Annotated in this window: 13 protein-coding genes, 1 tRNA gene and 1 pseudogene; 4 read left to right on the top strand and 11 right to left on the bottom strand. The window is 66.9% G+C overall.

All coding sequences use genetic code 11. From position 1 onward, the window contains the following. Positions 1 to 182, top strand: a pseudogene (locus AC11WY_RS07290) (IS630 family transposase); the annotation flags it as partial. Between the two features lie 156 nt (positions 183 to 338). Here AC11WY_RS07290 and AC11WY_RS07285 read toward each other — a convergent pair. From AC11WY_RS07285 to AC11WY_RS07260, 6 genes are all read right to left on the bottom strand, one after another. Beyond that, a tRNA-Glu gene (locus AC11WY_RS07285) sits at positions 339 to 413 on the bottom strand. A gap of 88 nt (positions 414 to 501) precedes the next feature. Next, a complete protein-coding gene (gene recJ, locus AC11WY_RS07280) occupies positions 502 to 2,244 on the bottom strand; it encodes a single-stranded-DNA-specific exonuclease RecJ (protein WP_482923990.1) in 1,743 nt (580 codons plus the stop codon). An 11-nt stretch (positions 2,245 to 2,255) separates the two neighbouring features. Further along, entirely contained in the window at positions 2,256 to 3,221 is a 966-nt protein-coding gene (gene glpX / locus AC11WY_RS07275) for a class II fructose-bisphosphatase (RefSeq protein ID WP_482923988.1), read from the bottom strand. 75 nt (positions 3,222 to 3,296) lie between these two features. Beyond that, positions 3,297 to 3,995: a ceramidase domain-containing protein gene (locus AC11WY_RS07270; protein ID WP_482923987.1), complete on the bottom strand. Its 699-nt coding sequence runs from the start codon at positions 3,993 to 3,995 to the stop codon at positions 3,297 to 3,299. 4 nt (positions 3,996 to 3,999) lie between these two features. Continuing rightward, positions 4,000 to 5,286 carry a homoserine dehydrogenase gene (locus tag AC11WY_RS07265; RefSeq protein WP_482923985.1) on the bottom strand — a complete coding sequence of 429 codons (1,287 nt, stop codon included), beginning with the start codon at positions 5,284 to 5,286 and terminating at the stop codon, positions 4,000 to 4,002. A 68-nt stretch (positions 5,287 to 5,354) separates the two neighbouring features. Next, complete coding sequence (locus tag AC11WY_RS07260; protein WP_482923984.1) at positions 5,355 to 5,678, bottom strand: hypothetical protein; 324 nt, start codon at positions 5,676 to 5,678, stop codon at positions 5,355 to 5,357. A 103-nt stretch (positions 5,679 to 5,781) separates the two neighbouring features. Here AC11WY_RS07260 and AC11WY_RS07255 point away from each other — a divergent pair, with 103 nt between their 5' ends. Beyond that, on the top strand, positions 5,782 to 6,372 hold the full coding sequence (locus AC11WY_RS07255) for a TetR/AcrR family transcriptional regulator (protein WP_482923982.1): 591 nt from the start codon (positions 5,782 to 5,784) through the stop codon (positions 6,370 to 6,372). A gap of 161 nt (positions 6,373 to 6,533) precedes the next feature. Here AC11WY_RS07255 and AC11WY_RS07250 read toward each other — a convergent pair whose 3' ends face one another. The 5 genes from AC11WY_RS07250 to AC11WY_RS07230 all read right to left on the bottom strand — a co-directional run bounded on the left by AC11WY_RS07250 (position 6,534) and on the right by AC11WY_RS07230 (position 11,171). Next, positions 6,534 to 7,115, bottom strand: a complete 582-nt coding sequence (locus AC11WY_RS07250) for a YdeI/OmpD-associated family protein (protein ID WP_482923980.1) — start codon at positions 7,113 to 7,115, stop codon at positions 6,534 to 6,536. A gap of 119 nt (positions 7,116 to 7,234) precedes the next feature. Continuing rightward, positions 7,235 to 8,146, bottom strand: coding sequence for a pirin family protein (locus AC11WY_RS07245; protein WP_482923979.1), 912 nt, complete (start codon positions 8,144 to 8,146; stop codon positions 7,235 to 7,237). 199 nt (positions 8,147 to 8,345) lie between these two features. Then, positions 8,346 to 8,906 carry a TadE/TadG family type IV pilus assembly protein gene (locus AC11WY_RS07240; protein ID WP_482923978.1) on the bottom strand — a complete coding sequence of 187 codons (561 nt, stop codon included), beginning with the start codon at positions 8,904 to 8,906 and terminating at the stop codon, positions 8,346 to 8,348. Positions 8,907 to 8,913: 7 nt separating this feature from the next. Next, positions 8,914 to 9,459: a TadE/TadG family type IV pilus assembly protein gene (locus AC11WY_RS07235; protein ID WP_482923976.1), complete on the bottom strand. Its 546-nt coding sequence runs from the start codon at positions 9,457 to 9,459 to the stop codon at positions 8,914 to 8,916. Then, complete coding sequence (locus tag AC11WY_RS07230; protein WP_482923974.1) at positions 9,456 to 11,171, bottom strand: TadE/TadG family type IV pilus assembly protein; 1,716 nt, start codon at positions 11,169 to 11,171, stop codon at positions 9,456 to 9,458. The genes AC11WY_RS07235 and AC11WY_RS07230 overlap by 4 nt, the downstream gene beginning before the upstream one ends. A 396-nt stretch (positions 11,172 to 11,567) precedes the next feature. Here AC11WY_RS07230 and AC11WY_RS07225 point away from each other — a divergent pair, with 396 nt between their 5' ends. Together AC11WY_RS07225 and AC11WY_RS07220 are read left to right on the top strand one after the other, a co-directional pair. Continuing rightward, positions 11,568 to 12,998 (top strand): Glu/Leu/Phe/Val family dehydrogenase, encoded by a 1,431-nt coding sequence (locus AC11WY_RS07225; protein ID WP_482923972.1) that lies wholly within the window; start codon positions 11,568 to 11,570, stop codon positions 12,996 to 12,998. Positions 12,999 to 13,200: 202 nt separating this feature from the next. After that, on the top strand, positions 13,201 to 14,451 hold the full coding sequence (locus tag AC11WY_RS07220; RefSeq protein ID WP_482923970.1) for a sarcosine oxidase subunit beta family protein: 1,251 nt from the start codon (positions 13,201 to 13,203) through the stop codon (positions 14,449 to 14,451). Positions 14,452 to 14,453 lie beyond the last annotated feature (2 nt).

Here is a 14,453-nt window from a genome sequence, read left to right as displayed (position 1 = left end):
CAAGGCGCATCCGCAGAGGCAGTTACACCAGCGTCGACGATCTGGAAGCCGCCATCTACGACTACCTCGGGCAGCACAACACAAAACCAAAGCCGTTCACTTGGACCAAAACAGCCGAAGACATCCTCACCCGTGAACGACGCGCGCTGGACAAACTCGATGAAGTCAGAGGAAACAGGTAGCAAGCGTCAGACTCAGAACACTAGCCTTCACGAATGCGTGATCGGTTCGGGCGCTTCGGCAGGTCAAAAGGGGCTGATTTTTCGCTGTAGTAGATCTGTAGTAGGATTTTGGCGCTTGGAAATTGCGCAACAAAATCAACATCTTGCAAGGATGAATGGCAGCCCGTAGGGGAGTCGAACCCCTCTTACCAGGTTGAAAACCTGGTGTCCTAACCGATAGACGAACGGGCCGCGGTTGGTGGGGCGGATTTAGGGGAAGCGGCCGTGACTCGCAAGAGGAATTTTCGCAAATTCGTCATGCCATTGCGGGAACAGGGCTTCAGGCCCGCGCCGCATCCTCCAGCCGCAGTTGCACCTTGGTGCGGCCGCCCCAGGTGTTCAGCTCCAGCCGCCCGGCCAGATGGAAGCGGCTGGCGCCCGGCGCGTCCAGCAGCGGGCCAAGCGGGCCGTCGAAGGCGCCGAAGGCCACCGCCTCCAGCTTCGGGCAGGTGGTGTCGCCGAAGGTCAGGCGCAGGTGCTGCTCGCCCATTCGGCGGCTGCTGACGGCCTGCGCAGCGAAGGCGAAGCGGGGGGCGGGGGCGGCGGCGCCGAAGGGGCCCGCGGACTCGATCTGCTCGATCAGCGCGGGCGTCACCGTGCCGGGCATCAAGAGGCCGTCAAGCCGCAGGTCGGCGGGGCCGCCCGCGCCCGCGCCCTGCTTCGCGAGCAACTCGCCCAGCCGTTCCATCGCCGCCTCCAGCTTGTCGCGCGCGACGGTCAGGCCCGCCGCCATCTTGTGCCCGCCGCCCTTCAGGAGCAGTCCTTCGGCGGCGACCCGGTGGATCGCCGCGCCAAGGTCGACGCCGGAGACCGAGCGGCCGGAGCCCTTGCCCACGTCTCCGTCGAGGCCGATCACCACGGCGGGGCGGTTGGTGGCCTCCTTGAGCCGGGCGGCGACGATGCCGACCACGCCGGGGTGCCAACCCTCGCCCGCCGCCCAGACCAGCGGGCCATCAAGGCCCCGCGCCGCGGCTTGGCGCAGCGCGGCCTCGCGCACCCGCAACTCGATCTCGCGGCGTTCGGTGTTCAGGGCGTCCAGCCGTTCCGCCAGAGCCGCCGCCTCATGCGGGTCGGCGGTGGCCAGCAGCCGGGCACCAAGGTCGGCGGCGCCGATCCGCCCGCCCGCGTTGACGCGGGGGCCAAGCAGGAACCCGAGCGCATAGGGCGTCGGCGCCTCGGTCATCCGCGCCACGTCGGCAAGGGCGACCAATCCCGGCCGTTCGCGCCGCGCCATCACCTTCAACCCCTGCCGCACCAGCGCGCGGTTGACCCCGGTCAGCGGTGCCACATCGGCCACCGTCGCCAGCGCCACCAGATCGAGCATCGCCATCAGGTCGGGGCCGGGCGTGCCCTCGGCGCGCAGCAGCCGGTTCGCCTCGACCAGCATCAGGAACACCACCGACGCGGCGCAAAGGTGGCCCAGATCACCCGACTCGTCCTGCCGGTTGGGGTTCACCACGGCCAGCGCCGGGGGCAGCGTCTCGCCGCCCAGGTGATGGTCCAGCACCACCACGTCGCAGCCCTTCGCCGCCGCGATGGGCTCATGCGAGAGGGTGCCGCAATCGACGCAGAGGATCAGGTCATGCGCGGCGGCCAGCGCCTGCATGGCGGGCACGTTGGGGCCGTAGCCTTCATCGATGCGGTCGGGGATGTAGAGCGTCGCCTGCCGCCCCATCGCGCGCAGCCAGATCAGCAGCAGCGCGGCCGAGGCGCCGCCGTCCACATCATAGTCGGCAAACACCGCGACCCGCTCGCGCGCCCTCACCGCGTGCAGGAACCGCGCCGCCGCCGTGCCCATGTCGCGCAGGCTGAGCGGGTCGGGCAGCAGGTCGCGCAGCATCGGTTCCAGAAACCGCGCCGCCTCCTCGGGCGCCACACCCCGGCGCACCAGCGTCATCGCCAGCGGCGCGGGCAGCCGGGTGGTCTGCGCCATCGCCTCGGCCAGCCGGTCCTCCTCGGCCGTGGGGCCGACCCAGCGGCGGCCCGTCGCTGAAGTCTCGACCCCGAGGAAGGCGCGTGTCACATCGCCGCCGATCACTTCACCGGCGTGCGGTAGGTCATCCGCCGCACCGAGCCGGTCTTGGACCGCATCAGGATCGTCTCGGTGGTCAGCCAGCCGATCTCGCGCTTGATGCCGTGCACGATCGACCCGTCGGTCACGCCGGTCGCGGCAAAGATCACGTCGGCGGTCACCAGTTCGTCGCGGGTGTAGATGCGGTTCAGGTCGGCGATTCCGGCGCGGGCCGCACGCGAGCGTTCGTCATCGTTGCGGAACAGCAGCTTGCCATACATCTGCCCGCCCATGCACTTCAGTGCCGCCGCTGCCAGCACCCCTTCCGGCGCGCCGCCCGAGCCCATGTACATGTCGATGCCGGTGATCTCGTGTTCGGCACAGTGGATGACGCCGGCCACGTCGCCGTCGGTGATCAGCCGGATCGAGGCGCCCGTCTTGCGCACCTCGGCGATCATCGCCTCGTGGCGCGGGCGTTCCAGGATGCAGACGGTGATGTCGGAGGGCGCGCAGCCCTTGGCGCGGGCCAGCGCCGCGATCCGCTCGGTCGGCGACATGTGCAGCGTCACCGTGTCCACCGGATAGCCCGGCCCGATCGCGAGCTTTTCCATGTAGACGTCGGGCGCGTGCAGTAGCGTGCCGCGCGGCGCCATCGCGATCACCGTCAGCGCGTTCGGCATGTCCTTGGCGGTCAGCGTGGTGCCCTCCAGCGGGTCGAGCGCGATGTCGACAGCCGGGCCGCTGCCGGTGCCGACCTTCTCGCCGATGAACAGCATCGGCGCCTCGTCGCGCTCGCCCTCGCCGATCACCACGACACCGTTGATATCGAGCAGGTTCAACTGGTCGCGCATCGCGTTGACGGCGGCCTGATCGGCGGCCTTCTCGTCGCCGCGCCCGATCAGGCGGGCGGATGCCAGCGCCGCGGCCTCGGACACGCGGGCCAGGCCCAGCGACAACAGGCGGTCATGAAATTCGACGGCATCGGCCATGGGATCTTCCTTCGGGTGCAATGTCTCGCGCCCGTCCTAGCCCGAAGCGCGCCCCCGGAACAAGTCGCGCTTGCGCTAACAGACGCGGGAGCGCGCCATCGTCTGGCCCCGGCTGCGAACGATCACCTGCAGCAGCAGACCGATCATCAGTGCATTGCACAGGTGCCACAGGAAATGCGTGCCCAGCGGAAAGCCGGAACAGACCGTCCGGTCGATGGTGCGAAAGGCCAGAGAGAGACTGAACGTGGCGGCGGCGCCAAGGATCCAGCCGCGCATCGGGTGATGCCGGACCCAGGTGATCGCGGTGAAGACCGCCAGTGCCAGCACGGCCGGCGCATATTGGCCCGAGCCGTTCAGCGGGTCCGGCCGTGCCGGAAGTGTCGGCGCGGTGCCCTCCTGCGCTGCCGACCAGGCGATATAGAGGAAGAGGGCGAACAGCCCCACGGCGGTCAGCGGATGTGGCGTCCGCCGGCCCATCCGCGCGATGGCGACATAAACGAACACTGAAACGAAGGCCCAGATCGGCAGCGTGTCTGCCAGTTCCGACCAGCGCAGGGCGAAGGTATGGAACAGGAACGAACCCACCCCGATCGCCGCCGCCAGCGCGATCAGCGCCAGCACCAGCGGGTCACGGTCGCCGCGCGCCCGCGCCACCCGCGCGCCCCAGACTGCGGCAAGCAGGAAGGCGAGGTTGCTTAGTGCATTCACCGGCTCGGCCCAGAAGGCGGTGCTGGTGCGTTCGCAATAGAGGTCGACGGGCTGGAACCAGTCCATGCCCTCAGACCGGCTCGATGCGCAGCGCGACTGCTTCGCCCACCATCACGCCGGTGGCGGCAAAGCCCGCCAGCGCCAGGTCGATCGCGTCGCGCGTCGTCTTGTGCGTGACGATCAGCACCGGCGCGGTACCGTCGGCGTGGCCATATTGCCGCATCCGGTCGATCGACACGCCGGCCTCGCCCAGCACGGTGGCGATCTTCGCCAAAGCGCCCGGCTTGTCCTGCAGGGTCATGCGCAGGTAATGCGCCGCGGGCGCCGTCGCCTTGGCCGGGATCGGCGCCGTCAGCGAGGCGGCAGGTCGCCCGAAGGTGGACAGCCGCGTGCCGCGCGCCAGGTCGATCACGTCGCCCATCACCGCGCTGGCGGTCGGGCCTTCGCCCGCGCCCGCGCCGCGCAGCACGATCTGCCCGACCGAGTCGCCCTCCAGCACCACCATGTTGGTGCCGCCGGGCAACTGCCCCAGCGGGCTGTCGGCGGGCACCAGGCAGGGCGACATGCGCTGTTCCAGCCCGCGCCCGGTCATCTGCGCCACCCCCAGCAGCTTGATGCGCAGCCCCATGTCGGCGGCCTGCCGGATGTCGTCGATCGAGACGCGCTCGATCCCCTCCAGGTCCACCGCGTCGAAGCTGACGCGGGTGCCGAAGGCGATGGCCGCCAGCAGGGCCAATTTGTGCCCCGCGTCGATCCCGCCCACGTCCAGCGTCGGGTCGGCCTCGACATAGCCCAGCCCCTGCGCCTCGGCGAAGACCTCGGCATAGGGCAGGCCGGTGTTTTCCATCCGGGTCAGGATGTAGTTGCAGGTGCCGTTCATCACGCCCATCACGCGGGTGATCTGGTTGCCCGCCAGCCCCTCGGTCAGCGCCTTGATCACCGGGATGCCACCGGCCACCGCTGCCTCGAAGCGGATCACCGCGCCCTTTGCCTCGGCCGCCTCGGCGAGCCGCTGGCCGTGATGGGCCAGCAGGGCCTTGTTGGCGGTCACCACATCCTTGCCCGCCGCGATGGCGGCTTCGGTCGCGGCCCGCGCTGCGCCCTCGGACCCGCCCATCAGTTCCACGAAAATGTCCACGTCGGCGCGCTGCGCCAGCGCCACCGGATCGTCTTCCCAGGCATAGGCCGACAGGTCCACGCCCCGGTCGGCGGTGCGGTTGCGCGCCGATACGGCGGTGATCACCACCGGTCGCCCGCCGCGCGCCGCGATCAGGTCGGCGTGGCGCTGCACGATCTTCACGACGCCGCGCCCCACGGTGCCCAGTCCGGCGATGCCAAGGCGCAAGGGGTCGGGCATGGGGCTCTCCGTGGTTCGGGGGTTCCGGCGTCTGTTAGCCTGTTGCGCCCGGCCTTGCAACGCGCCGCTCAGCCACCGTCGCCGTTGCCGTCACGCGCCGCGAGCGCCGCGTTCAGCCGCGCCAGCGTCACCGGGTCCAGCACCGGCGGCGCCAGAGCCGCGGCGCGTGCCCGCAGCGCGCCAACCTGTGCATCCGTCGCGGACGCACGCTGGCTCAAAGTCGCGACTGCGGTGACGGCGGCGCTCCGCGCGGCGATCTCGGGCAGGGGTTGAAGCTTCGGATAAGGGCCGCTGACCTGCGCTGCGGCCTGTCCGGCCGCGCCGAGGTCGGGCAACTGCGCGCAGCCCGCAAGCAGCGCGGCGCAAAGGCAGGTCAGGGTCGCGCGGCGCATCGGCAGGTCCGGGTCTGGTTCCGGCACGACCTTAGCCCCGCGCCGGGTCGGGCCGCAAGCGCCACCCCTTGAACTGAACGGGCGTTCAGATCACTCTGGCGAGATGGCCCGCAAAACCGGATCACATGCCGAGATCACCGGCCCGCGCCTGCGCAGCGTGGCGCGCGACCTGTTCGCGCGGCACGGCTACGCCGCCGTCTCGATGCGCCAGATCGCCGCCGGGGTGGGGGTGCAGGCGGGGGCGCTTTATCTTTACACCCCGGACAAGCAGACGCTGCTGTACGACCTGATGCGCGGTCACATGGACGAGCTTCTCGCCGCGCTTGCCACCGAGCCGATGGCGGCGGACCCGCGCGCGCGCCTTGCCGCCTTCGCCCGCTTCCACGTCCGCTTCCACCTCGACCGCCCGGCCGAAGTTTTCATTGCTTACATGGAGTTGCGCAACCTGACGCCCGCGAATTTCGCCTTGGTCGAGCGCCAGCGCCACGCCTACGAGGACGCGCTGGAGGCGATCCTGCGCGATGGCGTCGCCGTCGGCGCCTTCCGGGTGCCCGATGCCAAACTCGCCACCCGCGCGCTGATCGCGATGCTGACCGGGGTCACGCAATGGTTCCGCGACGGCGGCCGCCTTGCCCGCGCCGAGGTCGAGGCGATCTATGCCGAGATGGCGCTGCGGGCGGTGGGGGCGGGTTAACAGAGTCTTGCCGGTGCGCGCCGAGGCCGTGTGAAAATCGCGGCGTCTCGGCATCAAGCGGCGGAAAAGGCGTGATTTTTCCGATACCGAAACCACACCGAAACCACACCGAAACCGCACCGACGTGGACACCGATTTCGGCCCCAAAGCGGCATCGCGGGCTACCGGTCGTCCAGCCCCTTGCCGTCAAGAATGCGCGGCACAGATTTCTCGATCCGCGCCGCGCGGGTTTTCGATTGCTTGGGCGCGGTGAAGAACAGGTTATAGGCCCGCCGCCGCCCCGGCGTCAGCGCGTCAAAGGCGGCCCGCAGGTCGGGGTCTTCGTCCAGCCGGGCGATGAATTCCTCGGGGTAGACAAGATCGGTGCTCAGGGGCTTGGGCACCTTCATCCCGGCCTGTTCGGCCGCGATGGCGCGGTCGATATAGCTGCGCAGCGTCGGTGCCATCGCCTCGATCTGCGCGACGCTGGTCAGGTGGATCATGCGCATGGACTGCGAGTTCTCGCCCGCCTTCCGGAGGATGCCATCAGGGTCGTCCAGCAGGGCGCCCTTGAAGAACATCAGCCAGCAGTGGTCCTTCAGCCCGGCGAGGGCGGCGACGTTGCCGGTGTTCAGGGAATAGCAGGGCTTGGCCCACTTCAGGTCTTCGGTCAGGGGCGTGTCGAGCAGGATCGCCCGGAGCGCGGAAAGTTCGTCGCGCCAGCTTTCGGCCCGGATCAGGAATTGATCGACCTTGGGGTTCATGGCTGATCCTTCGAACGGGCGGGCCGGAAGGAATCGTAGGCGATCGCCGGTTTTCTGTCCACCGGATCAGGTCGCCGGGCGGACGCCCGGCCCCGTGGGGCCGGACGCCCCGGGGGCGCCTAATGCGCCGGTTTGATGAACGTGCCGTTGCGCAGTTCGGCCATCGCCTGCACCAGTTCCTCGCGCGTGTTCATCACGATCGGCCCGTGCCAGGCCACCGGCTCTTCGAGTGGTGCGCCCGAGATCAGCAGGAAGCGGATGCCCGCGTCGCCCGCCTGCACCGTCACCTCGTCGCCCGCGCCGAAGCGGATCAGGGTGCGGTTGCCCGACAGGTCGCGCATGTTGACCTCGCGGCCCATCACCTCTTTTTCCAAGAGCACGCCCTGCGGGGCCGAGGCGTCGGCGAAGCGGCCCGCGCCCTGGAAGACATAGGCGAAGGCGTTGCGGCGGGTGTCGATGCCGAAGCTTTTGCGCTTGCCGGGTGGGACCGAGATATCAAGGTATTGCGGGTCGGCGGCGATGCCGTCGACCGGGCCGGACCTGCCCCAGAAATCGCCGGTGATGACGCGCACCACGGTGCCGTCATCCTCCACGATCTCGGGGATGTCGGCGCCCTTGACGTCTTGATAGCGCGGCTGCGTCATCTTGAGGTGCGAGGGCAGGTTGGCCCAGAGCTGGAAGCCATGCATCTGGCCCTTGGCGTTCCCCTTGGGCATTTCCTGGTGCATGATCCCGGAACCCGCGGTCATCCATTGCACGTCGCCCGCGCCGAGCAGGCCGCGGTTGCCCAGGGAGTCGCCGTGTTCGACGGTGCCCGACAGCACGTAGGTGATGGTTTCGATGCCGCGGTGCGGGTGCCAGGGGAAGCCTTTCAGGTAATCCTGCGGGCGTTCGTTGCGGAAGTCGTCGAACAACAGGAACGGGTCGGCTTCGCTGGGGTCGCCAAAGCCGAAGGCGCGGTGCAGGTGCACCCCGGCGCCTTCCATCGTGGGTTGGGCGCTGGACTTGGAAATGACGGGTCTGATCGACATGTGCGGTCTCCTTCGTTGGAACCGAAGGTAGTCCTTGCGACGGCGCGCGCAAGTCGCTGACCACGCGCGCTGAGTGTGCGCCACGACACAGAGCGGGGGCAGGCCCGGCCAAAGCGGATTGCGTTCCTCTTGAATCAGAATTCGCCCCAAGACTTGGGCGAACTCTGATGTCCTTGCGTCAGATAGAACGCAATTCGCTCTAGGAGCTGCTGTAGACCACCTGCGGGCTGATGCGCGGCCGTGTGATGACGTAGGAGTTGAGCATCTGCGGTTGCAGCCCGATCTTGAAGGCCGGCGTGTAGCCGATTTTCGTTTCGACCATGATCAGCGTGTCGCTGGCCGCGATCACCGGGAACCGCGAGATCAGGCTTTGCAAGGTTGTGCTGGTCAGCGCGGCGCCCGCCCCGCTCGCGTCAGACCAGACCACATAATACTGCCCGCTTGATCCCAGCGCGGGGTTCCACGAAATGCAGGTGACACGGATCGCGGTGCTCTCGGCCACGCTGCCGTCCAGGTAGGCGTAAAGCGTGTTCATGCCTGTGATGAACGCCGGCGTCACCGTCCCGGTCTGGCGCGAGATCGCATCGGCCAGCGTGTAGGTGGCCTTCTGGTTCCGGGCCAGGGTCTGGAACGCATCGAAATACTGATAGGTCGCAAGATGCGCCCAGATCAGCAATGGCAGTGCCACCAGTGCCTCGGCCGTCACGGCGCCGCGGGTGTCACGAAGAAAGGCGCCAAGTCGTGTTCTGATGCGGTTCATCCTGTCCTCAACTCGGTTCGTTGACAAAGGCCGAGGTCGCGATCAGCGCAAAGCCCCCGGTGGCGTCAAGCGGCAGGTTCAGACCCCAACTGGTGCCTGGGAACAGCGGGTTGACGATGGCGCAGACCCGGATCAGCATCATCTGGTCGCCCACGCCCTGCTGGACGGTGGTCACGGGCTGGATCGTCGCGGCGCGGTTGACGCAGGTGGCGCTGTTCGAGGGCATCGCCCAGGTCGCGGTATTGACGGGCGTCAGTTCGACCAGCAGCGAGGTGCTGCAGTTGGCGATCGTGATGGCATAGCTGCAGATTTCGGTGCTGATCGTCGCGTTCGTCGGGTTGGTGAAATGCCCCAGCCGCAGGTCGCGGACCGTCAGATCCAGCGCGCGCTGCAACATCGTGGCGCGGACCATCAGCCAGCCGGCCTCGAACGACTGGAAGAAGATCATCATGAAGATCGGGAACACCATCACGAATTCAACGGTGGCGTTGCCGGCCTCCGACCGTCTGGCGGCCCGAAGGCGCTGCCAGACGTTGTGCAACATCTTGGTCATTGCGTCAGCCTCAAGTGAACGATGCTCGATGCGATGGTCGCGAACACGGTCGAGATCTGGGTGCCTTCCGCGTCGAAGTAGAACGCCGGGCTGGTGGCGCAGTCGGTCAGCACCGAGGCGCCGTGCGTCGTCGTCTGGAAGCCGATCGCATAGATCAGCACCCCGTTCGCCTTGGCCGCCGTGCAGATGTTGTGCAGGTTCGTGTCCATGGTCGTGGCCTGCACCTGGGTGACGATCTTGTTCATCCAGGTGGTTGCACCCGAGCTGCCGTAGACCGCGCCGATGTAGGTGTTGACGAAATACTGCACCGGCCACTTCGCCCAGATCTGCGGCCAGGTCCATTGCGTCGCGGTCGCCGCCGCCTTTGTGTCGGACACGGTGATGTTGGTGCAGGACGAGGTGCAAGGCTGCGATTTCGCGCCCTTGTAGTAGTTGGACGTGTGCCACTTGGCGTCGTAGCTCCAGTAATAAGGGGTGGAGCCCTTGGTGGAGTCGTACCATGACCAGTAGGTGGAGGTGCCGCTGACGAAGTAGCCCGAGTTGCCGGAATAATAGCCGGGGTTGATCTGTCCGCGCGTGGTGTTCTCGCCGTCGGTCATGACGATCAGCACCTTCATGAAGTTGCGGTCGTTGTAGGCCGCCGGGCGCCCGGCATAGGCCGATGTCAGCGTGCCGGCCGAAATCAGGTTGTTCACCACCGGCTGGAAAGCCGGGTCCAGCGTCGCGGACGCCCATTTCACCCCGGTGTCGATCGAGGTGTTGCCGCTGGCCTGCAAGCTGTTGATCAGGGTATGCAGCGTCGCGGGGTTGTTCGAGAACACCACCGAGTCGCGGTAGGAGTTGCTGTTGCAGTCGATGTTCGACATCGAGCTGCCGGTATCCCAGCTATCCATGTACGGGGTGCGCTGCAACAGCGTGGTCGTGCTGACCGCGGTGGTGTTGAAATCGCTCGGCTGGAGGTCGATGCACTGGGAGACCGTATTCTCGCTCGTCACGTTCAGGTTGGCCATCAGCGTGTCGCCGATGCTGAGGTGCGAGTCGTAGGGCATCAGCGACATCGTCAGCGCGCCGGTTTCCACATTGGTGAACATCTGGTCGACGAAGCTGTTCGCCGCCGCGATCAGCGCGAGGATCTTGGTGGTGTACTGCGTCGTCGTGGTGCAGGTCGTCTTGCCCCTGCTGGTCGTGCAGGTGGTGGTCGTGCCCGACACCGCCTGCTGGGTCATCGAGCCCGAGTTGTCGAGCGCGATCGCGACCTCGACGTTGCCGATGCTTTCCTCGGCCGCGCTGGCCCCGTTCGCGGTGAGCGTCTGGATCCCCTCAAGCTTCATGAAATAGGTCGGCAGGCTCGCCGTGGTCGTCGCCGTCACCGAACGCGCGTTGGACGCGGTGTTGACCACGACCGACGTCAGATAGGGGGTCATCCCGGCCTTCGCGAAGTAGTCGTTCACAACCGCCGTCGGATCAAGCGTCTGGTCGAGGTTGGCGGCTGCCAGCACCGCCTCGTCGCTGGTGTTCTGGATCGCCGAGCGCATCCGTTCATGCCGCATCAGGTCGACCGCCATGCCGCTGCACATGAAGATCAGGATGATCAGCATCATCGCGAAGAAGGTCATCGTGCCGGTTTCGTCGGCGCGGAAATGCGACACCTTGAGCATGAGGGTCCGGGCAAGACCCTTGGCATCAGAGTTTCCGCGTTGAAATCGTTTCATGGCCTGCGTCTCCCGGCAGCTGTGCCGCTGATACTCATCAATCTTCACCGTCGACCCGGGCATTGGCGGCAGCCCGGACCGATCCATCATCTTGCATTTACACCAATGCCTGCGGCCGAATTATGGCGCCCTTAACCGGAAATCGGTCGAGATCGGGGCAGCCCTTCAACACTGCGCCGCGTTCGTCGGCATTGTTCCCGATCTGGCGACATCCGGCCATTCGGGCCGCCGCCGCCTGCGGGCGCCGTCGGCACGCGATCACCCCGTCGCGCCCGCACGACATGGCCCGATTCGCATTTCCACTTGCCAAAGGGGTGTTTTCCGGGGCGCAAACCTGTCAATTGTCGCCCCAGGGGAGGCCGCATCAAGGGCCCCCTTCGTCAGGGAGGACGATCTATGGCCGTCATGGGGGAACCGAGTTTCCGCGATTCCGTCGACATGATGTTCAACCGCGCGGTGGCGCTGATGGACCTGTCGCCGGGGCTGGAACAGAAGATCCGGGTCTGCAACTCGACTTACACGGTGCGCTTCGGCGTCCGGCTGCGCGGCAAGATCGAGACCTTCACCGGCTACCGCTCGGTGCATTCCGAACACATGGAGCCGGTCAAGGGCGGCATCCGCTATGCGCTGAACGTCAATCAGGACGAGGTCGAGGCGCTGGCGGCCCTGATGACCTACAAATGCGCGCTGGTCGAAACGCCGTTCGGCGGCTCCAAGGGCGGGTTGTGCATCGACCCGCGCCAGTATGAAGAGCACGAGCTGGAGCAGATCACCCGCCGCTTTGCCTATGAACTGATCAAGCGCGACCTGATCAACCCCAGCCAGAACGTGCCCGCCCCCGACATGGGCACCGGCGAGCGCGAGATGGCCTGGATCGTCGATCAATACGCCCGGATGAATACCACCGACATCAACGCCCGCGCCTGCGTCACCGGCAAGCCGATCAACGCGGGCGGCATCCAGGGCCGGGTCGAGGCGACCGGGCGGGGTGTGCAATACGCGCTGCGCGAGTTCTTCCGCTACCCCGAAGAGCGCGCCGCCTGCGGCCTGTCGGGCGATCTCGACGGCAAGACGGTGATCGTGCAGGGCCTTGGCAACGTGGGCTACCACTCGGCGCTGTTCCTGAGCACCGAGGACGGCTGCAAGGTGAAGGGCATCATCGAGTTCGACGGCGGGCTCTGGGACGAGGACGGGTTGGATATCCAGCGCGTCAAGGACTGGATGGCCACCCACAGCGGCGTGAAGGACTACCCCGACGCAACCTATGTGCCGAACGGCAACGTATTGCTGGAATCCGACTGCGACATCCTGATCCCGGCGGCGATGGAGGGGGTGATCAACCTGTCCAACGCCGACCGCATCAAGGCGCCGCTGATCATTGAGGCGGCGAACGGCCCGATCACCTTCGGGGCGGACGAGATCCTGCGCAAGAAGGGCATCGTCATCATCCCCGACATGTATGCCAACGCGGGCGGCGTGACGGTCAGTTACTTCGAATGGGTCAAGAACCTCGGCCACATCCGCTTTGGCCGGATGCAGCGGCGCCAAGAGGAAGCGCGCCACCAGATGCTGATCGACGAGCTGGAGCGGCTGTCGTCCGACAAGGGCCTTGGCTGGACGCTCTCACCCGGCTTCAAGCAGGGCTACCTGCGCGGGGCGGGCGAACTGGAGCTGGTGCGCTCGGGTCTCGATGACACGATGCGGACCGCCTACCAGTCGATGCGCGAGGTCTGGCACGGCCGCAACGACGTGACCGATCTGCGGGTCGCGGCCTATATCGTGGCGATCGGGCGGGTGGCGAAAAGCTACCGTTCCAAGGGGTTGTGAGGGCAGAAGCGAGGGGCTGTCTGTCCCTCGCGCTCCCCGAGGATACTTGCAGACCGAAAGTGGGGGGCGCCCCGCTCCGGTCTGGGCGGTCAGGGCAAAAACGACTGATTTTGTCGCATGCTGGCGAGGTTTCGGTCCGCCCGTCCTTGTAAACCGGGGATATTCCCGGTTCACTTGGACCGGAACGTGAAGGAGCGGCGTCATGCGCTATTCGGGCCTCAGGGTCATCAAGGAAGGGTTGTTCGGCAACAAGGGCTGGACACCCGCCTGGCGCAACCCGGACCCCAAGGCCGACTACGACGCGATCATCATCGGTGGCGGCGGGCACGGGCTGGCCACCGCCTACTATCTGGCCAGGAACCACGGGCTGACCAGGATCGCGGTGCTGGAAAAGGGCTACCTCGGCTCGGGCAACATCGGGCGCAACACCACCATCGTGCGGGCGAACTACTTCCTGCCGGGCAACAGCGAGTTCTACAGCCACTCGATGAAGCTGTGGGAGGGGCTGGAGGCCGACCTCAACTACAACGTGATGCATTCGCAGCGCGGGCTGATCAACCTGTTCCACTCCGACGGGCAGCGTGACGCCTTCGCCCGGCGCGGCAACGCGATGATCAATCAGGGCGACGACGCGATCCTGCTGGACCGCGAGGGGGTGCGCCAGCATCTGCCCTATCTCGATTTCGAGCAGACCCGCTTTCCGATCTACGGCGGCCTGTTGCACCCGCGCGGCGGCACGGCACGGCACGATGCGGTAGCCTGGGGCTATGCGCGCGGCGCCGATCAGCGCGGGGTGGACCTGATCCAGAACTGCGAGGTGACCGGGATCGACATCGAGAACGGCCGGGTGACCGGCGTGCAGACCACGCGCGGCGCGATCAAGGCGCGCAAGGTCGGCATGGTGGTGGCCGGGCGGTCGGGTCAGGTGGCGGCGATGGCGGGGATGCGGCTGCCGATCGAAAGCCACGTCTTGCAAGCTTTCGTGACCGAAGGGCTGAAGCCGGTGATCAACCACGTCATCAGCTTCGGCATGGGGCATTTCTACATCAGCCAGTCCGACAAGGGTGGCCTCGTGTTCGGCGGCGACCTCGACTTCTACGCCTCTTACGCCTCGCGGGGGAACCTGCCGATGGTCGAGCATGTGATGGAGGCGGGCATGACGCTGATGCCGATGATCGGGCGCGCGAAGCTGCTGCGGTCCTGGGGCGGGATCATGGACATGACGCCGGACGGCTCGCCCATCATCGACAAGACCCACATCGAGGGGCTGTTCGTCGATGCGGGCTGGAACTACGGCGGCTTCAAGGCCGTGCCCGCGTCGGGGTGGTGCATGGCGCATCTGATGGCGACGGGCGAAAGCCACGCCGTGGCGCGCCGGTTCAAGCTCAATCGTTTTGCGACGGGGCATCTTCTTGATGAAGAAGGCACCGGCAGCCAGCACAACCTGCACTGAGG

The sequence above is a fragment of the Solirhodobacter sp. genome, assembly GCF_964715405.1.
The sequence above is the reverse complement of the archived record's forward strand: the minus strand, read 5'-3'. Positions and strand labels throughout refer to the sequence as shown.